Below are 19,968 nucleotides of genomic sequence, written 5' to 3' on the forward strand. Positions count from 1 at the left end.
TCTGCTGTGTCCGATTCCCTTGACCTCGGCGCCTTCCCCCAGGACTTCGCCTGGGGCACGGCAACTTCCGCGTACCAGATCGAAGGAGCCGTCAAGGAGGACGGCCGCGGGCCGTCCATCTGGGACACCTTCTCCCATACCCCCGGCAAGGTCGACAACGGCGACACCGGTGACGAGGCCTGCGACCACTACCACCGGTGGCCCGAGGACATCGACCTGATGAAGCGGCTGGGGACGAACGCCTACCGCATGTCGATCGCCTGGCCGCGCATCGTCCCCGACGGCTCCGGACCGGTCAACGCCCGGGGTCTCGACTTCTACGACAAGGTCGTCGACGGGCTCCTGGAAGCCGGCATCACCCCCTCGGTGACCCTCTACCACTGGGACCTCCCGCAGGCCCTGCAGGACCGCGGCGGCTGGACCGTCCGCGAGACCGCCGAACACCTGGCCGCCTACACCACCGCCGTCGCGGAGCGGCTCGGTGACCGCGTCACGCAGTGGGCCACCCTCAACGAACCGCTCTGCTCGGGCTGGATCGGCCACCTGGAAGGCCGCATGGCCCCCGGCCTGACCGACCTGACCGCAGCCGTCCGCGCCTCCTACCACCTGCTGCTGGGCCACGGCCTGGCAACGCAGGCCCTCCGTGCCGCAGCACCCGGCGCGCAGATCGGCCTCGTCACCAACCACTCCACGGTGGTCCCCGCCTCGGACGACCCCGAGGACGTCGCCGCCGCCGTCCGCATGGACGGGCACACCAACCGCTGGTGGCTCGACCCCGTCTACGGACGCGGCTTCCCCACCGACATGCGGGAGCTGTACGGAGTCGAGCTCCCCGAGCGCCCGGGGGACCTGGAGACCATCGCCGCGCCCCTCGACTGGCACGGCCTCAACTACTACTTCCCCGCCACGGTCGCCGACGACGCCCGGGGGCCGGTCCCCTTCGCCCGCGAGGTCCGCCTCCCGGACGTCCCGCGCACCGGACTGGACTGGCAGATCGACGCCGCCGGAATCGAATCCCTGCTGCTGCGCCTCACCAACGACTACGGCGTGCGCAAGCTCTACGTCACCGAGAACGGCTCCGCCTTCCCCGACACCGTCGGCCCCGACGGGGCGGTCGACGACCCCGAGCGCACGTCCTACCTGGAGCAGCACCTCGCGGCCTGCGCCCGGGCCGTCCGCCAAGGCGCACCGCTGGCCGGCTACTACGCCTGGTCCCTGCTGGACAACTTCGAGTGGGCCTACGGCTACGACAAGCGCTTCGGCCTGGTCCACGTCGACTACGCGACCCAGAAGCGCACGCTGAAGACCAGCGGCCACCGCTACGCGGACATCGTCGCCGCCCACGGCCGCCTCCACGCGTAACCCGCGCGGTCCGTGCCCGTACGGAACGCCCGGCCGGGATCCCCGGCCGGGCGTCTCGGCGTACCCCCGGGGTCAGCCAGGGGCCAGGAGGCAGAACTCGTTGCCCTCCGGGTCGGCCAGGACCGTCCACGAGATCAAGGACCGGTCGACACCGGGGTCGGTGGCGCCCAGGGCGCGCAGCCGGGCCTCCTCCGCCGCCGGATCGTCACCGGGGTAGGGGCGGACGTCGAGGTGGACGCGGTTCCACCCGCTCTTGGTGTCGGGGGTGCGGACGAACTCCAGGTAGGGGCCGACTCCTTCGGCGGACCTCATGGACGCCTGCCCGTCGGTGACCTCGTGGCGCGTCCAGTCCATCGCCTCGCCCCAGAACCGGGCCATGGCCCGCGGGTCGGTGCAGTCGACCACCACCGCGGCCACCGGACCGGTGTCCCGGTAGACCGGCCGGGGTTCCAGTACGCAGAACTCGTTGCCCTCCGGATCGGCCATGACGGTCCAGGGGACGTCGCCCTGCCCCACGTCGGCGAGCGTCGCGCCGAGGTCGCGCAGGCGCGCGACCAGCTCCGCCTGATGGGCGGTCGAGGTGGTCGCCAGATCGAGGTGCACCCGGTTCTTCCCCACCTTGGGTTCCGGGCGGGCGACGAGGTCGACGCAGACGGCCACGGGGTCGGGGTAGGCGAAGCCCACGGGCTCGAGGTTCGTCACGCCGGGCGCCTCGCTGTCGACACCCCACCCGAGCGCCTCCGCCCAGAACCGGCCGAGGGCGGAGTCGTCGTGGGCCTTCATGTTGATTTGTACGAGCCTCGTCGCCATGCCGGAGATCCTAGGGGGTGTCCGCAAAGTCCCACCTGCCCCGCCCTGCGGGCGGCCGGCGGGACTTTGCGGACACCCCCTAGAACCGGCCCGAAGTCCAGCTCCGCGACGACTCGGTGACGTGCAGTGAGAGAAGCGCACTTCACACCTCTGCACTTAATGAAAGCCGAAAGAAAAGACGTCAAGCTCCTTGACCGGTCGATCGCGTTACGGGCAAGGTCTGGAGAGCGCTCTCCCGTTTCAGGTTCGTTAAAGGAGCACCCATGCCAACTGGCATACCTGTCCCCGCGTTGCCCCGCGGACGACGCCCGGTTTCCACCCGCAGGGGGATCGCCGGGGCGGTCACGACCGCCCTCGTCGGCGGCCTGCTCGCGCTGACCCCGTCCTCCCCCGCCGCCTCGGCCGAGCCGGCGCCGGTCTCCCAGGGCAAGGCGGTCACGGCCTCCAGCCAGGAGCACTACGGCACCCCGGCCACCGGCGCCGTCGACGGCGACAACGGCTCGCGCTGGTCCAGCGCCGCCTCCGACGCCCAGTGGCTGCAGGTGGACCTCGGCGCCGCGACCGAGCTGAGCAAGGTCGTCCTGCAGTGGGAGGCCGCCTACGCCAAGGCCTACCGGATCGAGCTGTCGGTCAACGGCACCGACTGGTCCACGGCCTACTCCACCGCCACCGGCGCCGGCGGCACCGAAACCGTGAACATCACCGGGACCGCCCGCTACGTCCGCATGCAGGGCGTCTCCAGGGCCACCGGATACGGCTACTCGCTCTGGGAGTTCAAGGTGTTCGGGACCACCGGGGGCGACGGGGGCGGGCCGACCCTGCCTGGCGGCGGCGACCTCGGCCCCAACGTGCACATCGTGGATCCGTCGACCCCCGGCATCCAGGCCGAGCTGGACCGGGTCTTCCAGGAGCAGGAGTCGGCGCAGTTCGGTAGCGGCCGGCACGCCTTCCTCCTCAAGCCGGGCACGTACAACAACATCAACGCCCAGATCGGCTTCTACACCCAGATCGCCGGCCTCGGCCTGCGCCCGGGCGACACCACCATCAACGGTGACGTGACGGTCGATGCGGGCTGGTTCAACGGCAACGCGACCCAGAACTTCTGGCGCGGCGCGGAGGGTCTGACCCTCAACCCGGTCAGCGGCACCAACCGGTGGGCGGTCTCGCAGGCCTCCTCCTTCCGCCGCATGCACGTCAAGGGCGCGCTCAACCTGGCACCGGACGGCTACGGCTGGGCCAGCGGCGGCTACATCGCCGACTCGAAGATCGACGGCCAGGTCGGCAACTACTCGCAGCAGCAGTGGTACACCCGCGACAGCTCCATCGGCGGCTGGTCCAACAGCGTGTGGAACCAGACCTTCTCCGGCGTCGAGGGCGCTCCGGCCAACGCGTTCCCCGAGCCCCGTTACACCACGCTCGACACCACGCCCGTCTCCCGCGAGAAGCCCTACCTCTACCTCGACGGCAACGAGTACAAGGTGTTCGCGCCGGCCAAGCGCACCAACGCCCGCGGAACCAGCTGGGCCAACGGCACCCCGCAGGGCGAGTCCGTCCCGCTCAGCCGGTTCTACGTGGTCAAGCCCGGCGCCACCGCCGCCACGATCAACCAGGCACTGGCCCAGGGCCTGAACCTGTTGTTCACGCCCGGCGTCTACCACGTCGACCGGACGATCGACGTGAACCGCGCGAACACCATCGTGCTCGGCCTCGGCCTCGCCACGATCATCCCGGACAACGGGGTGACCGCGATGAAGGTCGCCGACGTCGACGGCGTCCGTCTCGCCGGCTTCCTGATCGATGCGGGACCGGTCAACTCGCCGACCCTGCTGGAGCTCGGACCGCAGAACTCCTCCGCCGACCACGCCGCCAACCCCACCACCGTGCAGGACGTCTACATCCGCGTCGGCGGCGCCGGCGCGGGCAAGGCGACCACCAGCATGGTCGTCAACAGCGACGACACCATCGTCGACCACACCTGGGTGTGGCGCGCCGACCACGGCGAGGGCGTGGGCTGGGAGACCAACCGCGCCGACTACGGGGTGCGGGTGAACGGTGACGACGTCCTCGCGACGGGCCTGTTCGTCGAGCACTTCAACAAGTACGACGTGGAGTGGTTCGGCGAGCGCGGAAAGACGGTCTTCTACCAGAACGAGAAGGCCTACGACGCCCCGAACCAGGCCGCCATCCAGAACGGCGGCACCCGCGGATACGCCGCCTACCGGGTGGACGACTCGGTCAACACCCACGAAGCCTGGGGCCTGGGCTCGTACAGCAACTACAACGTCGATCCGACGATCATCCAGGACCACGGCTTCAAGGCCCCGGTCAAGCCGGGAGTCAGGTTCCACAGCCTCCTGACGGTGTCGCTCGGCGGCAACGGCCACTACGCCCACGTCATCAACGACACCGGGGCGTCCACGGTCCCCGCCGGCACCTCGACCGTTCCCTCCACGGTGGTCTCCTTCCCCTGAGCCGCCGCGCCTCCCCCACCGGTTCCGCCGACCCGCCGGAACCGTCCCCGTCTCCCCTGGGCCGGGTGAACCGATCTCCGCGCCCCGGCCCAGGGGCTCCGCACACCCCGCCATTGACACCAGGAGCCGCAATGATCCCCCCTCCCTCCACCAGAACGACGCCCCGCCGCACCCCCCGCCGCACGCGCGGCGCGGCCGCCCTCGTCACCCTGGGCGCGCTCTTCGCCTCCTCGCTCACCCTGGCCTCCGCCCCCACCGCCGTCGCCGCGGAGACCCTGCTCTCCCAGGGGAAGCCGGCCACCGCCTCCTCCCAGGAGGGCGAGGGCTACTCCGCGGCCGCCGCCTTCGACGGGAACCTCACCGGCACCCGCTGGGCCAGCCAGTGGCGCGACGCCGAATGGATCCAGGTGGACCTCGGCGCGAGCCGGAGCCTCAGCCGCGTCGTCCTCACCTGGGAGGGCGCCTTCGGCAAGAACTACGAGATCCAGGTCTCGGACGACGGCGCGAACTGGCGCACCGCCAAGTCCGTCACCGGCAGCGACGGCGGCACCGACGAGCTCGCGATCTCCGGCAGCGGCCGCTACGTACGGATGAACGGCCTGGTCCGCTCCGGCGGTTACGGCTACTCCCTCTGGGAGTTCCAGGTCTACGGCACGGCCGAGGACGTGCCCCCGGGCCCCGGCGGCGCGGTGCGCGTGGCCGGCTCCCAGGCCAACTGGCAGCTGACCGTCGGCGGGCAGCCCTACACCGTCAAGGGCCTGACCTGGGGGCCGTCCGTCGCGGACGCCCCGAAGTACATGCCCGACGTGAAGTCCATGGGCGTCAATACCATCCGCACCTGGGGCACGGACGGCTCGACCAAGCCGCTCCTCGACACCGCCGCGGCGAACGGGATCCGGGTCATCAACGGGTTCTGGCTGCAGCCCGGCGGCGGCCCCGGCTCGGGCGGCTGCGTCAACTACGTGACGGACTCGGCGTACAAGAGCACCATGCTCACCGAGTTCGCGAAGTGGGTGGACGCCTACAAGTCGCACCCGGCCACGCTCATGTGGAACGTGGGCAACGAGTCCGTCCTCGGTCTGCAGAACTGCTACAGCGGCACGGAGCTGGAGGCGCAGCGCAACGCCTACACCACCTTCGTGAACGACGTGGCCAAGAAGATCCACTCCATCGACCCGGACCACCCGGTCACCTCGACCGACGCCTGGACGGGCGCGTGGCCGTACTACAAGCGCAACTCCCCCGACCTCGACCTGTATTCGATGAACTCCTACGGGGACATCTGCGGGGTGAAGCAGGACTGGCTGGACGGCGGCTACACCAAGCCGTACATCATCACCGAGACGGGCCCGGCCGGTGAGTGGGAGGTCCCGAACGACGCCAACGGCATCCCCGACCAGAAGACCGACGTGCAGACCGCCGAGGGGTACACCACCGCCTGGAACTGCATCACCGGCCACCAGGGCGTGGCCCTGGGCGCCACGATGTTCCACTACGGCATCGAGCACGACTTCGGGGGCATCTGGTTCAACCTGCTGCCCGACGGGCTCAAGCGGCTCTCGTACTACGCGGTGAAGAAGGCGTACACCGGCTCGACCGCGGGCGACAACACGCCTCCGGTCATCAGCAACATGACCGTCGACCAGGCCTCGCAGGCCCCGGCCGGCGGTGAGTTCACGGTCCGCGCCAACATCAGCGACCCGCAGAACGACCCGCTGACCTACAAGGTCTTCCTCAGCGGCAACTACGCGAACGGCGACAAGCGCCTGGTCGAGGCGCAGTGGCGCTCGACCGGCAACGGAACCTTCGCCGTCACCGCTCCCGAGAAGCTCGGCGTCTGGAAGGTCTACATCCAGGCCGAGGACGGCCGCGGCAACGCGGGCATCGAGACGAAGTCCGTCAAGGTGGTCGCCCCGCCGGTGAGCGGCACGAACGTGGCGCTGAACAAGCCGACGACCGCCTCCTCCTTCCAGGCCTCGTACGGCGACTGCCCGTGCGCACCGGCCAAGGCGACCGACGGCAACACCGGCACCCGCTGGGCCAGTGACTGGAGCGACCCGCAGTGGATCCAGGTGGACCTGGGCGCTCCCACCGCGATCCGCACCCTGCAGCTGGTCTGGGACCCGGCCTACGCCAAGTCCTACGAGGTGCAGCTCTCCGACGACGGCGCCAACTGGCGCACCGTGCACACCACCACGACCGGCAACGGTGACATCGACACGGTCGGCCTCTCGGCGACCGCCCGCCACGTACGGCTGAACCTGACCGCACGCGGCACCGGCTGGGGCTACTCGCTCCACGAGTTCGGCGTCTACAGCTGACCCGCTGACGACGCGGTACCGAACGCGGCGCACCGGCCGCCCTGACACGGCCGGCGCTCCGTAGGGCCCGGCCCTCCCCGTCCGAACACCGGGGAGGGCCGGGTCTTCTTTGGCAAGCGCTCGCCCGTGGACGGGGAGCGGACGACGTGATGGTGATGGGGGTGGGGATGGACGAGGACGTGCTCGGCCGGCTGCTGGAGAAGCTCGACCTGGTGCAGAAGGTGCGGCTGCTGTCCGGGGCCACGACGTGGCGGACGGCCGCCGAACCGGCCGTCGGCCTGCGCGAGATGGTGACCTCCGACGGTCCCGCCGGGGTGCGGGGAGAGGCCTGGGACGAGCGGCTCACCTCCGCCCTGCTGCCGTCGGCGTCCGCGATCGGCGCGCTGTGGGACGAGGGCCTGACCGAGGAGCTCGGGGGTCTGCTCGCCTCGGAAGCGGTCCGCAAGGGCGTGGACGTCGTCCTGGCGCCCACGCTCAACCTGCACCGCACTCCGCTGGGCGGCCGGCACTTCGAGTGCTTCTCGGAGGATCCCGTACTGACCGGCCGTACGGGCGCGGCGCTGATCCGGGGCATCCAGGCCGCGGGGGTGGCGGCGACGGCCAAGCACTTCGTGGCCAACGACTCCGAGACCGGGCGGATGCACGTGGACGTACGGGCCTCCGCGCAAGTGCTGCGCGAGGTGTACCTGGCTCCGTTCGAGGCCGCCGTCGAGGCGGGCGTGTGGCTGGTGATGGCCGGCTACAACGGCGTGAACGGCGCGACCATGACCGCCAGCCCGCTGCTCGCGCAGCCCCTCAAGGGCGACTGGGGCTTCGACGGGGTGGTGGTCTCCGACTGGGGCGCCCTGCGTTCGGCGAGGGAGCCGGCCCTCGCCGCGCTCGACCTGGCGATGCCGGGCCCCCAGGGCCCCTGGGAGGCCTCCCTCGTGCGGGCGGTGAAGGACGGGCACGTCCCCGAGGAGGCCGTCGACGAGAAGGTGCGGCGCCTGCTGCGGCTGGCCGGACGCGTGGGGGCCCTCGCGGCGGACCGGCAGCCGCGCACCCCGGTCCCGGCGCCCGCGCCGGACGGAGCGGACCGGACGCGCGCGCTGCTGCGCCGTACCGTGGCCGCGGGATGCGTGCTGCTGGCCAACCGCGGGGTGCTCCCGCTCGACCCCGGGTCCCTGGCGAAGGTCGCCGTCATCGGCGTGCACGCCGCCGCCCCGCGGGTGCAGGGCGGGGGCAGCGCGGGGGTCTTCCCCCCGCACGTGGTCACCCCCCTCGACGGGATCCGCGCCCGGCTGGACGGCCTCGCCGAGGTGGTCCACGTACCGGGTCCGGGACTGGGAGTTCCCCCCGCGCCCCTCGGCACCGACTGGTGCGCCGACCCCCGTTCGGGGAAGCCCGGTGTGCTGCTGCGCCTGCTGGACGGGGCGGGCCGCGAACTGCACGCGGAGCACCGGCTGTCCGGGACCCAGCTGGAGCCGCCCGTGGGTCCCGCCGCGCGGACCGTGGAGATCAGCGCGCTCGTACGGCCGCCGGCGACAGGCGAATGGACCTTCGGCATCGCGGGCTTCGGCCGCATGAGCCTCACCCTGGGCGGCCGGACCCTGCTGGACGGCGCCTTCCCGTGCACCACCGACGACCCGGCCGTCGTCCACGTGAACCCGCCCCTGCACACCGTGCGGGCGGCCGTGGACACGAGGGAGCCCGTCCTGCTGACCGCGCGGCGCGAGCTGGTGCCCGGGGCCGGGCGCGCCACGATCCTCGCGGCGGCTCCGCCGGAGCCCGAGCCGGTGGCCGCGCTGGCCGAAGCCGTCCGGGCGGCCCGCGACGCGGACGCCGTGATCGTGGTGGTCGGCACCACCGAGCACACCGAGACCGAGGGGCACGACCGCGTCGGCCTCTCCCTGGGCGGCCACCAGGACGCCCTGGTCGGCGCCGTGGCGGCCGTCAACCCGCGCACGATCGCCGTGGTCAACAGCGGCGGCCCCGTCGAGCTGCCCTGGCGGGACGGGGCGGGAGCGGTCCTGCTCACCTGGTTCCCCGGGCAGGAGGCCGGGACCGGGCTCGCCGACGTCCTGTTCGGGGACACCGAGCCGAGCGGCCGCCTCCCCACCACCTGGGCGGCCGCCCTGGCCGACGCCCCCGTCACCGACGCCCGGCCCGTCGGCGGGCGGCTCGCCTACGAGGAGGGCGTGCACATCGGACACCGGGCCTGGCTCCTCAGCGGCAGGGAGCCCGCCTACTGGTTCGGGCACGGCCTGGGCTACACCACCTGGGAGTACGGGGCGGCGGACGCCCCCTCCGAGGTCGTGGCGGGATCACCGTTCACGGTCCGCGTACCGGTGCTCAACACGGGCGCGCGGCCGGGCCGCGAGGTGGTGCAGGTGTACCTAGCCCGCCCGGAGTCCGCCGTCGAGCGGCCCGTCCGCTGGTTCGCGGGCTACGCGGCGGTGCGTGCGGAGCCCGGCACGTGGGCGACCGCCGTCGTGGAGGTCCCGGCCCGCGCACTGCGGCACTGGTCCGAGGCCGAGGAGGCGTGGTGCACCGAACCCGGGCCGTACCGGGTCATGGTGGGCCGGTCGGCCGGTGACCTGTCGTGGGGCGGGACGCTGGAGGTCCTGGAGGCCCGGTGAACCCCCGGTCCGTCCGCGGCGGCCCGCAGGGCGTGCACTGCTCAGCGGCGGCCGCGGCCGAGGCCCCGCAGACGCCTGCGGGGTACGGGCAGGTCGTGCGCCACGGTGGCCGCCCGGGTCGGCTCGGCGCGGACCTCCGCGCTGTCGCAGTTCGCGCACCTGCGCGGCGCCGTGGGCGGCGGGACCACTTCTCCGTCGACGGTGAACACCTCGCGGTCCACCGCCAGGTTCCCCATCCGGCAGATCACCTCGTAGTCCCGCTCCGAGCGGTCCCCGCAGGCCAGGCAGGTGAAGGCGTACGGCTCCAGGATCACGTCACCGGGGCGGAAGGGTCCCGAAAGCGGTGCGAAGCACGTGTCGGACCGGGTGAAGTACATGGAGGCCTCCCTCACGGTGTTCCCTCCACCGGGTCGGGTGGCGGGAGGCACCGGCCGGCCGGGCCGGATGCCCACGTCCATCACACACCCCGGGGGCGCGGCCGGACGGCCGTGAAGGTCCCGGTTCCGGGGCCCACCGGCCCGCCCGGAGGGCCGCGCACGTGCGCGAAAGGGAGCGGGGAGAGGGACCCCGTACATGAGCTTGTCGTTGCGGGTGGTGGGCTGGAAGACGGCGGGCCGGCCGGAGGCGTGGCCGAGGAAGGCGCGCAGCGGCCCGGCGCGGCGGCTCACTTTCGTTGACGGATCGTCCCGGCGCGGTAGGCGGTGGACCCCCGAAGACGGGTCGTTCGCGGCCCCCGCCACGGTGTCCGCGGGCGTTTCCTGGAAGAGGCCGGAGCGAGAGACCGGGCACCGGCCCCCGTTGGCACCGCAGCGGATGCGGACGAGACATCCACCACTGGTCACGAGGAACACGCGATGACCGCGATCGACGCCTTCAGCACCTTCACCGACCTCACCCCGCGCACCGGGACCACCCCCCACACCGTTCCCGGGGTCCTCCACGAGTCCTACGCCTTCAGCTGCCTGGACTGCGGCTTCGGCTGGGAGAAGCAGTACGACGTCCAGCACTACATCGACGCCACCGGCGTCCGGCGCACGCTCTGCACCGTGGACGGCGACCCGGTCCCCTCCCCGCTGACCCGCTCCGAATGCTCCGGCTGCGGCAGCCACGTCATCCGCATCCTGCGCGCCGGCACCGTCTCGCACGCCCACCGGGCCATGACCAGCGGCGCCCGCCCGATGGAGATCCCCTCCTTCCTCTCCCTCCTGCACGGAAGCAAGTAGTGCTGTCCGGCACGGCGTCCGGTCCAGCACGGTGCCGGTTCGATTGACGGCGTGCCCGGGGCGGTGTGACGATGCGCCGATGTCGGACCTGCACGCCCGGATGGCCGCCCGGGTCGGTGACCTCACCGCCGTCGTGGTCGCGCGCTGCGCGGCGGAGGCGCCGTTCTACGGGGCGCTGCCCCCCGCCACCCTCCAGGGCGAGGTGTCGCGGTCGGTCGTGGCGGTGTACGCCCTGCTGCTCCGGGCCCTGCGCGAGGGCGGCGCGGGTGCGATGAGCCCGGGCGATCTGACCCGGCTCGTGGAATGGTCGGCGCGCCGGGCCGAGGAGCGCGTCCCCCTCGAAGCGGTGATCGCCGCGTACCTGATCGGCGCCGAGGTGTGGTGGCAGGCGCTGACGGAGGTCGCGGATCCCGGTGAGCTGGGCGGGGCGGGCGGCAGGCTGCTCTCCTGCCTGCACGCGGCGCTGCCCGCGGTCGTCCTCGCCCACCAGAACGCCCAGGAGGACCTGTACGGCGAGGACAAGCGGGTACGGCGCGCCCTGCTCGGGGCCCTGCTGGCGGGACGCCCCTACGAGGAACTGGCCGCCGTGGCACGGGTGACCGTGGCGGGCGAGCACGAGGTGCTCGCCCTCGCCTTCGCGTCCGATCCGCCGCCGCGGCTGGTGCAGTCCTCGCTCGACGCCTTCACCGGGACCCCCGTGCTGGTGGACCACGTCGCCGGGATCGCCCTGCTGCCGGGCCGGCCCGACGTACCGGGGCTGGTGGCCCGGCTGGAGAAGGACGTGGGGCAGCCGGTGCTGGCCGCCGCCGCCCGCTCCTCCGCCCCGGCGGCCGTCCCGGTGGCTGCTCAGGAGGCGGGCCGCGTACTGGATCTCGTACGCCGCCTGGGCCGTCCGCCCGGGTGCTACCGCCTCGACGACGTACTGCTGGAGTACCAGATCGCGCGCCCCGGGCAGGGCCTCGTACGGCTGGCGGCCAAACTGGACCCCCTGGAGGAGCACCCCTTCCTGCTCCAGACGCTACGGGTGTTCGTGGAGCGGGGCCTCAACCGCCGCCGGACGGCGCTGGAGCTGTGCGTCCACCGCAACACCCTGGACTACCGGCTGCAGCGGGTCAGCGCGCTGACCGGCCTCGACCTCGCGGTACCGGAGCAGGCCCGGCTGATCCAGGCGGCCCTGGTCGCCAGGGACCTGGCCGGGCCCGCGGACGGGACGGCGGACGGCTGCTGAGCCCGCCGAGCCCGTCTTCCGTCAGAGCCAGGCGCGCAGTTCCTCGTGGCGGGGTGCGAGGACCGGGCCCGCGCCCGGGTGGTCGAAGACCATGACGGGCCGCTCCGCGTTCCAGCCGGGCCAGCCGGGGTCCCCGGTCCTGGCGAAGGCGACCCAGGCCCGGTGCATGGCATCGGCCAGGGGCTGGGGGGCGCCCGGCCCGGTCAGGTCCTCGGCGGCGCGCAGGGTGTCGAAGACGAACCCGATCTCCAGGGCGTGGCAGGCGCCGAGCCCCATCACGGGTGAGCGCCAGGCGAACTCGTAGACGAAGGTGCGCTCGGGCCGGGAGTCGGCGAGCCGGTTGAGCGGCCCCCGCAGCAGCAGGTCGGTGGCCATCTCCCCGAGGATCTCACCGGGTACGGCGTCCGGCCGGGTGGCCCGGTACAGGCCTGCCACCCGCTGCGGGACGCGGAACTTCAGCAGGGCGAGGCGCAGGGTGAGCCGGCTGATCCGGTCGACGGTTCCACCGGGGACGAACCACAGCCGGTACTCCTCCCGGTTGCATCCCAGCAGCAGGTCGGCCCGGGGAAGGGCCGGGTCGGCGGGCACCACGTCGCCGTCGGTCACGATGTGGAAGCCGGGGCCGCCGCCGATGGGGTCGGCCCGGCCGGTCACGGCGGCCTGCGCGTCCAGCAGCAGCTCCCGGTCCACCGCCGCGAACGCCCCGGCGGTGGCCGGGATCCGCAGCCGCTTCGCCATCGCCCGTACGGTCTTCGCGCCCTCTCGGCGCGACACCGTGTGCGGCGGGCCGCTCTGCAGGACCGCCCTGCGGAACAGTCCGCTCGCGCGGGGGCTGGTCAGGAGGGCCGCGATGCTGATCGCTCCGGCGGACTCCCCGCACACGGTGACGTTCGCCGGGTCCCCGCCGAAGGCGGCGATGTTGTCGCGGACCCAGGTCAGGGCCGCGATCTGGTCGAGGAGGCCCCGGTTGTCGGGGGCGTCGGGGAAGACTCCGAACCCTTCCACGCCGAGCCGGTAGTTGACGGAGACCAGGACCACCCCGTCGCGGGCGAAGGCGCGCCCGTCGTAGAGGGGCAGGCTCGACGAGCCGTTGCGCAGCGAACCCCCGTGGATCCAGACCATGACGGGCAGCCGGCCCGCACCGGTGGACGGGGTCCAGACGTTGAGGTTGAGGCAGTCGTCCCCGGCGATGTCGGGGTCGGGGATCAGCCGGTCGAGGGGCGGGCGGTAGGGGCGTTTGGGGGCGGTGGGCCCGAACTCCCGCGCGTCCCGCACCCCTTCCCAGGGCTCGGCCGGGGCGGGCGCGCGGAAGCGGTGGGCGCCGAAGGGCGGGGCGGCGTACGGGATGCCGAGGAAGGCGGCGATCCCGTCCTGGAAGCGGCCCCGGACCCTGCCCTGGCCGGTGGTCGCGACGAGGTCCGCGGAGGTCCCGGTCACCGGGTGGCGAGGGCGTTGCGGCGGACGTCGGACCAGGTGCCGCTGTCGGCGCAGATCCCGCAGGCCGCCCCGAGGAACTGTGCGCGGGCCGCCTGGTCCCCCATCAGGTGGGCCTTGAACCAGGCGGTGGTGGGCGCGGCGAACGGGCCGGGGTCGCCCACGACCGTGAAGTGGTCGGCGCCGCGCAGTTCCCCGTAGACGGCCGGGATGTGGTCGGCGTCCTCGTAGAAGGCCTTGACCAGGAAGGGGAAGACGATGCTGTCCTTCTGACCGGCCAGGAGGAGCGCGGGGACGCGCACGTCGTCGATGTCGGCGAGCGGCCCGGGCTGGATGGGCAGGACGGTGTCGATGCGCGGGTCGGCGCCGACGACGATGGCGGCGGCTCCGCCCTGCGAGTGGCCGGAGGCGCCGATGTGCTCCAGGTCGACCCTGCCGTGGAAGGGGCTGGCGGGATCGGCGTCGCGGCGGGCGAGCAGGTCGATGCCGGCCCGCATGGAGATGCCGAGGTTGGACTGCGGGGTGTTGGCGGCGGCGACGATGAAGCCCTGGCTCGCCCAGTGCAGCAGCAGGTCGCGGTAGACGACCGGGAAGGCGAAGGTGCCGTTCCCCCACACGATCACGGGGTGGCGGCGGTCGCTGGTCGCGATGTCCCGCGGGTAGTAGAGGGTGGTGACCACCCCGACCTCCACCTCGGTGGCGTACGGGCCGGGCGCGCCGTAGCCGGCCGGGGCTGCCACGGCCGCGGTGTCGGCCGGTGCTGCCGCCGCCGCGCCGGCGGAGGCCGTCAGCAGGAGCAGGAACGCGGTCAGGGGGACGAGCGGTTTTCTCCAGAACACAGCGGACTCCCGATGCCGTCACGGTGAACCGGACGTCCCGCCCGGCTCGTGCCTTGTCTGAGCGCACATCCTGGAGCACGCCGCACGGCCCGTCTCTGCGCCGGCGCGGCAAGCGGGGGCGCCCCGGTTCGTGCAACCTGCCGAGAGCCACGGGCGCGGCGGAGGTGCCATGCTCGGGGCCGCCCCGGCCGTGTGGGCCCCCGCCCGTCAGTGATCCGTATGGACTGGGCCGGTGGCCGTCAAGGTCACGTCATGGGGGGACCACAGGGGCCGGGAGGCGGGGATAGCTTCGGTGTCACGCCCCGGACTGCCTCCCCGCACCCGGGGCCCCACCTGCCACCAGTGGTTCCTCCGGGAGGGCCCCATGTGTTTGTTCCGCTACGAAGACGACCCCGAGCCCGAGGAACGGGTCCCGGCCGGGCCCCGGTGCGTACCGGCCCTGTACGTGCCGGCCCGGCCGGGACCCGCGTCGCGGAGGGTGGTGCGCCTGTTCCGCACCCCGCTGGGAGCCCGTACCGCGGTCGGCTTCACCAGTGCCCGGCTGCTCGCCGCCACCCTCGGCGACGGGCAGCCGTGGATCCGGCTCTCCGAGGCAGCGCTGCGCTCGATGGCCGAACCGCTCGGGGCATCCCTGGTCACCGTCGACCCCACCCTCACCGCGCCGGCGGTCACCCCGGCACCGGCCGCGGCACCGGCCACGCCGGCCGGTCCCGTCTCCGTCGCCGCTGTTCCGCAGGCGCCCGAGAGCCCTGCCCGGACCGCCCGAAGGGCCTGAGGCCATGACCATCACCGCCCTCCCGGAGATTCCGGCCGGCACCGACGACCTGTCCATATGGCCCGCTTCCACCACCCGCCTCCCGCACGGGGGCCTGGCCGTCGGCGGGGTGTCGCTGGCGGAGATCGCCGAGCGGTTCGACACCCCGGCCTACGTGGTGGACGAGGGCGAGGTGCGGGAGCGCTGCCGCACCTACCGCGCCGCCTTCCCCGACTCCCCCGTCCTGTACGCCGCCAAGGCGTTCCTCTCCCGCGCGATGGTGCGCTGGATCCGCAAGGAGGGCCTCGGCCTGGACGTCTGCTCCGCCGGGGAGCTGGAACTCGCCGTGACCGCGGGGTTCCCTCCCGAGCGCATCGTGCTGCACGGCAACGCCAAGTCGCCCCGGGACATCGAGACCGCGCTGCGGCTCGGGGTGGGTCGGATCGTCATCGACAGCCCCGCCGAGATCGCCCGGATCGCGGCCTCCGTGGGCCCCCGGGGCCACCAGAAGGTCATGGTGCGGGTCGTGCCGGGCGTCTCGGCCGGCGGCCACGACAAGATCCGCACCGGTACCGAGGGCCAGAAGTTCGGCCTGTCCCTCACCGACGGGGGCGCCCAGCACGCCATCGCCAAGATCCTGGGACAGCCGCAGCTCGAACTGACCGGCCTGCACTGCCACATCGGCTCGCAGATCACCGAGGTCAAGCCGTACGTGGTGGCCCTGCGCCGGATGGTGGGACTGATGGCCCGCGTCCGCGACGCGCACGGCATCGTCCTGCCCGAGCTGGACATGGGCGGCGGCCACGGCATCGCCTACCGGCCGGGCGAACCCGCCCTCGACCTCACCGCGCTCGCCCGCAAGCTGCGGACCGAGCTCGCCGAGAGCTGCGCCGCCGCCCGGCTGGCCGTGCCCCGGCTCGCCATCGAACCGGGCCGGGCGATCGCCGGGCCGGCGGGAGTCGCCCTGTACCGCGTGCTCGCCGTCAAGCACACCGGCGAAAAGGTCTTCGTGGCGGTCGACGGCGGGATGAGCGACAACCCGCGCCCCGCCCTGTACGGGGTGCGGTACGCGCCCCGGCTCGTGGGGCGCCACTCCACGGCCGGAGTCCGCACCGCCACGGTCGTGGGCCGGCACTGCGAGGCGGGCGACGTCCTCGCCGCCGACGTGGAACTGCCGGCCGACATCCACCCCGGCGACCTGCTCGCCGTGCCGGTGGCGGGCGCGTACCAGCTATCCATGGCCTCCGGTTACAACCTGGTCGGCCGTCCCCCGGTCATCGCGGTCCACGAGGCCACGGCCCGGCTGCTGGTCCGGCGCGAGACGCTGGACGACTTCCGCAGCCGCGACGTCGGCGACTGACCGGGACGATCAACCCCGTCACCGCTCTGGGCAGTTGTGCGGAGGGCCGCGATGATGGGCCGTCGGTGCGGTCCGGACGCGGGTGACGGGGGCGGGGGCGGTCATGGAATCGGTCGTGGTGGGAGGCGTACGCATCGCCTACGAGCGGGCGGGCGCGGGCCGGCCGGTCGTGCTGGCCGGGGGCACCGGCATGCCGCCGGTGGCATGGGAGTTCTCCGGGCTGCGGGGCGCGCTGGTGGCTGCGGGCTTCGAGGTGGTGACGTACGCGGCGCGCGGGGTCGCCCCCTCGGACGCGCCCCCGGCCCCGTACACGATGGCCCAGCTCACCGGCGACCTCGCCGGCCTCATGGACCACCTGGCGCTCCGGGACGCGGCGGTGGTCGGCTACTCGCTCGGCAGTTTCACCGCGGAGCTCCTCGCCCGGACCCGCCCGGACCTGGTCGGGGCGCTGGTCCTGATGGCGGGGGCCGGTCCCCTGACCGGTGTCGTGGACGCGGTCCTGGACGCCGAGGCCGAGCTGATCGGCCTCTTCGGGCATCTGCCCCCGGCGTTCGCGGCGTTGCAGACGCTGCTGACCACGCTGCCGCCGGCGGTGCTCCGCGACGACGCCGAGCAGGTGGCGGCCTGGCGGGAGCTGCTGGGCGGGCAGGAATCGGTGTGGGCTGCGCCCGCGGGCGAGGCCGGGCAGTCGGCGGCGTCCAGCGGCTGGCTGCGCGATCCGAGTCGCATGGCCGCCCTCGCCGAGGTACGGGCACCCGCACTGGCGGTGGCGTTCGAGCACGACCTGTACTTCCCCCCGCACACCGGGCGCGCCGCGGCCGCGGTGCTGCCGCGCGGGGAGTTCGCCCAGGTGGACGGGGCCGCCCACGGCGGGCTGCTGACGCACCCGGGCGAGACCGCCGAGGTCCTGCTGCGCTTCCTCACCGCGGAGCGCTGACCCCGGGCGGGGTGGTCAGGAACAGCAGGTGCAGCCCGGCGCGCAGCCGCAGGCGTCCGCGTCCTGGGCGGCCGGGGCGGGGCTGTGGGCGCCGGGTGCGCAGCAGCCCTTGCCCTGCCAGGCGTCGCGGCCTTCCTTGACGGCGATCGCGGCGATGACGAGGGCGGCGACGGGGTCGGCCCAGGACCAGCCGAGGGTGGCGTTGAGGGCGAGGCCCACCAGGAGGACGGCGGACAGGTAGGTGCACAGCAGGGTCTGCTGGGAGTCCGCGACCGCGCTCGCGGAGCCGAGTTCACGGCCCGCCCTGCGCTGGGCGGCGGAGAGGAACGGCATGACGGCCAGGGAGAGGGCGGCGATGACGATGCCGGGACCCGAGCCACCTCCGCCGCCGCGGTCGCCTGGCAGTTCTCCGCCCGCGACCACGCCCTGCGCGAGGCCCGGGAGAAGACCACGCTGCGGATCGTCGCAGGCTCCTTCTTCGCCCTCGCCGCCTGGTTCGACATCCGGGTCCGCGAGACCCCCAGGGCCTCGGCGAGGTCGGCCGGGTAGGCGGGCGCCTGCGACGCCGCACTCACGCGTCGAAGCGGTACCCCATGCCGGGGGCGGTGATCAGGTGGCGCGGGTGCGAGGGGTCCGCCTCCAGCTTGCGCCGCAGGTGCGCCATGTACACGCGCAGGTAGTTGGTCTGCGTGCCGTACGAGGAGCCCCAGACCTCCTGGAGCAGCCGCCGCTGGCTGACGAGCCGGCCCCGGTTCCTGATCAGGACCTCCAGGAGGTGCCATTCCGTCGGCGTGAGCCGGATGGTCACCCCCGCGCGCCTGGCCTTCTTCGCGACCAGGTCGACGGTGAACCCCTCGGTCTCGACGACCGCCTCGCCGCCGGCGTCCGGGCCCTGCGCCGACGTCCGCCGGGTGACGGATCCCAGCCGGGCCAGCAGCTCGTCCATGCTGAACGGTTTGGTGATGTAGTCGTCGGCCCCGGCGTCCAGGGCCCGGACCTTCTCCTCGGAGCCGTGGCGGGCGGAGACCACCAGGACGGGCACCTGGGACCACACGCGCAGCCGCTCGATCACCTCGATGCCGTCCATGTCGGGCAGTCCGAGATCGAGCAGCACCACGTCCGGGCGCCGGGCCGCCACCGCGTCCAGGGCCGCGCCACCGCCCTCCGCGCAGTCCACTTCGTACTTCCGGGCCCTCAGATTGATGGCCATCAGCCGCGCGAGCCGCGGCTCGTCGTCCACCACCAGTACCCGGGTCATCGGCGTGCCGCCTTCCGCTCGTCGTCATGCCGTACGTCATCCCGTACGGCATGCACCGTCAGCTCGATGAAACAGCCGGTTCCGGCCCGTTCGGCACGCCTTGACCACGTCCATACGGCGAGGGCCGCAACCTTGACGCACCCCATACGGTCCGCGGGGCCCGCGGTCGCCCCGCGACGGGTTCAGTGGTCCTTGACGGTGATGCCGGCCTGCCGGGCCAGCGCCGGTGCGAGCTCGAACAGCTGGGTCGTGCTGATGGTGGCGCCCTTGAGGGCCTCCACGCCCGAAGCGATCTCCAGGCCGGCGGCGTCGCGCAGGTCGACGCGGCTCATCACGGCCCGGTCGAACCGGGCCCGGTCCAGGGTGGTCCCGGGGAATGTGACGTCCGTCAGCGTGGACTGGCCGAAGTCCACGTCCCGCAGGAGACAGTCCACGAAGGTGACGTTGCGCAGGTCGGTCGCGCGGAAGTTGACGGAGTCGAGCTTGCACTGGTGGAAGACGATCCGACGGAACTCGGCCCCGTGGGCCTCCACCCCGGCCCAGACGCCGGCGGTGATCGTACTGTCCAGCCAGGTGCTCTCGGCGGCGTCGACACCGACCAGGCGGGGGGTGTGCCACCAGGTGTCGTCGAACCTGGCCCGCCGCAGCCGGGTCCGGTCGAGGCTCACCGAGGAGAACACCGACTCCCCGAACCGGCAGCTCCCCGCGTCGGCGGAGTCGAAGACCTCACCCTCGAACCGGATCCACTCGTAGGTCTCCTCGCGCTCGATCCGCCCCGCGAACGGCTCCAGGCGGTGCGCGTAGGAGAGCTGGGACGGATCCTGGGGAACGCCGACGACCATGACCACATCCTCCGGGGAGCGCACTGGGCAGTCTCCACCGGCACGGCGAGCCGGCCCGGGAGACACCTCCATCTTGTCGACAAGTCCCCAATTCACCCAAATCGCATGGCCGGGGGCCGGTCGGGTCAGTGGCTGCGGGGCGCGTACATGATCACGGCCATCCCCGCGAGGCAGACCAGGGCGCCGATCACGTCGTAGCGGTCGGGGCGGTAGCCGTCGGCGACCATGCCCCAGGCGATCGAACCGGCCACGAAGATCCCGCCGTACGCGGCGAGGATGCGCCCGAAGTCGTCGTCCGACTGGAAGGTGGCCACCACGCCGTAGAGGCCGAGGGCGATGACGCCGGCGCCGATCCAGATCCAGCCCTTGTGCTCGCGGATGCCCTGCCAGACCAGCCAGGCGCCACCGATCTCGAACAGGGCGGCGACGGCGAACAGCGCGACGGAACGAGCGACGGTCATACCGGCCGACTGTACCGGCGGGGCCCGGGCCGGCGGCCACGCACCCGGAG

The 19,968-nt window shown here is 73.2% G+C and carries 16 protein-coding genes and 1 pseudogene; 9 read left to right on the forward strand and 8 right to left on the reverse strand.

Annotation, left to right across the window (positions count from 1 at the left end; all coding sequences use genetic code 11):
- The first annotated feature begins 6 nt into the window (after nt 1-6).
- Nucleotides 7-1,362 carry a GH1 family beta-glucosidase gene (locus tag NLX94_RS03745; RefSeq protein ID WP_254381089.1) on the forward strand — a complete coding sequence of 452 codons (1,356 nt, stop codon included), beginning with the start codon at nt 7-9 and terminating at the stop codon, nt 1,360-1,362.
- Between the two features lie 72 nt (nt 1,363-1,434).
- Here the strand turns inward: NLX94_RS03745 and NLX94_RS03750 are convergent, their stop codons facing one another.
- Complete coding sequence (locus NLX94_RS03750; RefSeq protein ID WP_254381090.1) at nt 1,435-2,172, reverse strand: VOC family protein; 738 nt, start codon at nt 2,170-2,172, stop codon at nt 1,435-1,437.
- A 263-nt stretch (nt 2,173-2,435) separates the two neighbouring features.
- Here NLX94_RS03750 and NLX94_RS03755 point away from each other — a divergent pair, with 263 nt between their 5' ends.
- The 3 genes from NLX94_RS03755 to NLX94_RS03765 all read left to right on the forward strand — a co-directional run bounded on the left by NLX94_RS03755 (nt 2,436) and on the right by NLX94_RS03765 (nt 9,582).
- On the forward strand, nt 2,436-4,643 hold the full coding sequence (locus NLX94_RS03755; protein ID WP_254381091.1) for a discoidin domain-containing protein: 2,208 nt from the start codon (nt 2,436-2,438) through the stop codon (nt 4,641-4,643).
- A 131-nt stretch (nt 4,644-4,774) separates the two neighbouring features.
- The gene (locus NLX94_RS03760; protein ID WP_254381092.1) at nt 4,775-6,964 is read left to right on the forward strand and encodes a discoidin domain-containing protein; all 2,190 of its coding nucleotides are present in this window, start codon (nt 4,775-4,777) and stop codon (nt 6,962-6,964) included.
- Nucleotides 6,965-7,131: 167 nt separating this feature from the next.
- A complete protein-coding gene (locus NLX94_RS03765) occupies nt 7,132-9,582 on the forward strand; it encodes a glycoside hydrolase family 3 C-terminal domain-containing protein (RefSeq protein WP_254381093.1) in 2,451 nt (816 codons plus the stop codon).
- A 41-nt stretch (nt 9,583-9,623) separates the two neighbouring features.
- On the opposite strand, the gene NLX94_RS03770 is transcribed toward NLX94_RS03765, so the two are convergent.
- The gene (locus NLX94_RS03770) at nt 9,624-9,959 is read right to left on the reverse strand and encodes a hypothetical protein (RefSeq protein WP_254381094.1); all 336 of its coding nucleotides are present in this window, start codon (nt 9,957-9,959) and stop codon (nt 9,624-9,626) included.
- A 477-nt stretch (nt 9,960-10,436) separates the two neighbouring features.
- Here NLX94_RS03770 and NLX94_RS03775 point away from each other — a divergent pair, with 477 nt between their 5' ends.
- Together NLX94_RS03775 and NLX94_RS03780 are read left to right on the forward strand one after the other, a co-directional pair.
- Nucleotides 10,437-10,805 carry a hypothetical protein gene (locus tag NLX94_RS03775; RefSeq protein ID WP_254381095.1) on the forward strand — a complete coding sequence of 123 codons (369 nt, stop codon included), beginning with the start codon at nt 10,437-10,439 and terminating at the stop codon, nt 10,803-10,805.
- 79 nt (nt 10,806-10,884) lie between these two features.
- The gene (locus tag NLX94_RS03780; protein WP_254381096.1) at nt 10,885-12,033 is read left to right on the forward strand and encodes a CdaR family transcriptional regulator; all 1,149 of its coding nucleotides are present in this window, start codon (nt 10,885-10,887) and stop codon (nt 12,031-12,033) included.
- A gap of 21 nt (nt 12,034-12,054) precedes the next feature.
- On the opposite strand, the gene NLX94_RS03785 is transcribed toward NLX94_RS03780, so the two are convergent.
- Both NLX94_RS03785 and NLX94_RS03790 read right to left on the reverse strand, forming a co-directional pair.
- On the reverse strand, nt 12,055-13,470 hold the full coding sequence (locus NLX94_RS03785) for a carboxylesterase/lipase family protein (RefSeq protein WP_254381097.1): 1,416 nt from the start codon (nt 13,468-13,470) through the stop codon (nt 12,055-12,057).
- A complete protein-coding gene (locus tag NLX94_RS03790) occupies nt 13,467-14,306 on the reverse strand; it encodes an acetylxylan esterase (protein WP_254381098.1) in 840 nt (279 codons plus the stop codon). Before NLX94_RS03790 ends, NLX94_RS03785 begins: the two co-directional genes overlap by 4 nt.
- Nucleotides 14,307-14,670: 364 nt before the next feature.
- Here NLX94_RS03790 and NLX94_RS03795 point away from each other — a divergent pair, with 364 nt between their 5' ends.
- The 3 genes from NLX94_RS03795 to NLX94_RS03805 all read left to right on the forward strand — a co-directional run bounded on the left by NLX94_RS03795 (nt 14,671) and on the right by NLX94_RS03805 (nt 17,357).
- A complete protein-coding gene (locus NLX94_RS03795; protein WP_254381099.1) occupies nt 14,671-15,081 on the forward strand; it encodes an SAV_915 family protein in 411 nt (136 codons plus the stop codon).
- A gap of 4 nt (nt 15,082-15,085) precedes the next feature.
- Nucleotides 15,086-16,420, forward strand: a complete 1,335-nt coding sequence (gene lysA, locus NLX94_RS03800; protein WP_254381100.1) for a diaminopimelate decarboxylase — start codon at nt 15,086-15,088, stop codon at nt 16,418-16,420.
- A 103-nt stretch (nt 16,421-16,523) separates the two neighbouring features.
- The gene (locus NLX94_RS03805; protein WP_254381101.1) at nt 16,524-17,357 is read left to right on the forward strand and encodes an alpha/beta fold hydrolase; all 834 of its coding nucleotides are present in this window, start codon (nt 16,524-16,526) and stop codon (nt 17,355-17,357) included.
- A 15-nt stretch (nt 17,358-17,372) separates the two neighbouring features.
- Here the strand turns inward: NLX94_RS03805 and NLX94_RS03810 are convergent.
- The 4 genes and pseudogenes from NLX94_RS03810 to NLX94_RS03830 form a co-directional block, all read right to left on the reverse strand.
- A pseudogene (locus NLX94_RS03810) lies at nt 17,373-17,735 on the reverse strand (cation transporter); the annotation flags it as partial.
- A 193-nt stretch (nt 17,736-17,928) separates the two neighbouring features.
- Nucleotides 17,929-18,615, reverse strand: coding sequence for a response regulator (locus tag NLX94_RS03820; protein ID WP_254381102.1), 687 nt, complete (start codon nt 18,613-18,615; stop codon nt 17,929-17,931).
- Nucleotides 18,616-18,797: 182 nt separating this feature from the next.
- Nucleotides 18,798-19,457, reverse strand: a complete 660-nt coding sequence (locus NLX94_RS03825) for a pentapeptide repeat-containing protein (protein ID WP_254381103.1) — start codon at nt 19,455-19,457, stop codon at nt 18,798-18,800.
- Nucleotides 19,458-19,582: 125 nt separating this feature from the next.
- The gene (locus NLX94_RS03830) at nt 19,583-19,918 is read right to left on the reverse strand and encodes a YnfA family protein (protein ID WP_254381104.1); all 336 of its coding nucleotides are present in this window, start codon (nt 19,916-19,918) and stop codon (nt 19,583-19,585) included.
- Nucleotides 19,919-19,968: the final 50 nt, after the last annotated feature.

Origin of the sequence: Streptomyces sp. TBY4 (assembly GCF_024213195.1) — a bacterium.
Classification (GTDB): domain Bacteria; phylum Actinomycetota; class Actinomycetes; order Streptomycetales; family Streptomycetaceae; genus Streptomyces.

Excerpts from the sequence above, each read along its gene's own strand:
- NLX94_RS03750 (WP_254381090.1), bottom strand. The coding sequence starts at position 2,172 with ATGGCGACGAGGCTCGTACAAATCAACATGAAGGCCCACGACGACTCC.
- NLX94_RS03755 (WP_254381091.1), top strand. The coding sequence starts at position 2,436 with ATGCCAACTGGCATACCTGTCCCCGCGTTGCCCCGCGGACGACGCCCG.
- NLX94_RS03760 (WP_254381092.1), top strand. The coding sequence starts at position 4,775 with ATGATCCCCCCTCCCTCCACCAGAACGACGCCCCGCCGCACCCCCCGC.
- NLX94_RS03765 (WP_254381093.1), top strand. The coding sequence starts at position 7,132 with ATGGACGAGGACGTGCTCGGCCGGCTGCTGGAGAAGCTCGACCTGGTG.
- NLX94_RS03770 (WP_254381094.1), bottom strand. The coding sequence starts at position 9,959 with ATGTACTTCACCCGGTCCGACACGTGCTTCGCACCGCTTTCGGGACCC.
- NLX94_RS03775 (WP_254381095.1), top strand. The coding sequence starts at position 10,437 with ATGACCGCGATCGACGCCTTCAGCACCTTCACCGACCTCACCCCGCGC.
- NLX94_RS03780 (WP_254381096.1), top strand. The coding sequence starts at position 10,885 with ATGTCGGACCTGCACGCCCGGATGGCCGCCCGGGTCGGTGACCTCACC.
- NLX94_RS03795 (WP_254381099.1), top strand. The coding sequence starts at position 14,671 with ATGTGTTTGTTCCGCTACGAAGACGACCCCGAGCCCGAGGAACGGGTC.
- lysA (WP_254381100.1), top strand. The coding sequence starts at position 15,086 with ATGACCATCACCGCCCTCCCGGAGATTCCGGCCGGCACCGACGACCTG.
- NLX94_RS03805 (WP_254381101.1), top strand. The coding sequence starts at position 16,524 with ATGGAATCGGTCGTGGTGGGAGGCGTACGCATCGCCTACGAGCGGGCG.
- NLX94_RS03820 (WP_254381102.1), bottom strand. The coding sequence starts at position 18,615 with ATGACCCGGGTACTGGTGGTGGACGACGAGCCGCGGCTCGCGCGGCTG.
- NLX94_RS03825 (WP_254381103.1), bottom strand. The coding sequence starts at position 19,457 with ATGGTCGTCGGCGTTCCCCAGGATCCGTCCCAGCTCTCCTACGCGCAC.
- NLX94_RS03830 (WP_254381104.1), bottom strand. The coding sequence starts at position 19,918 with ATGACCGTCGCTCGTTCCGTCGCGCTGTTCGCCGTCGCCGCCCTGTTC.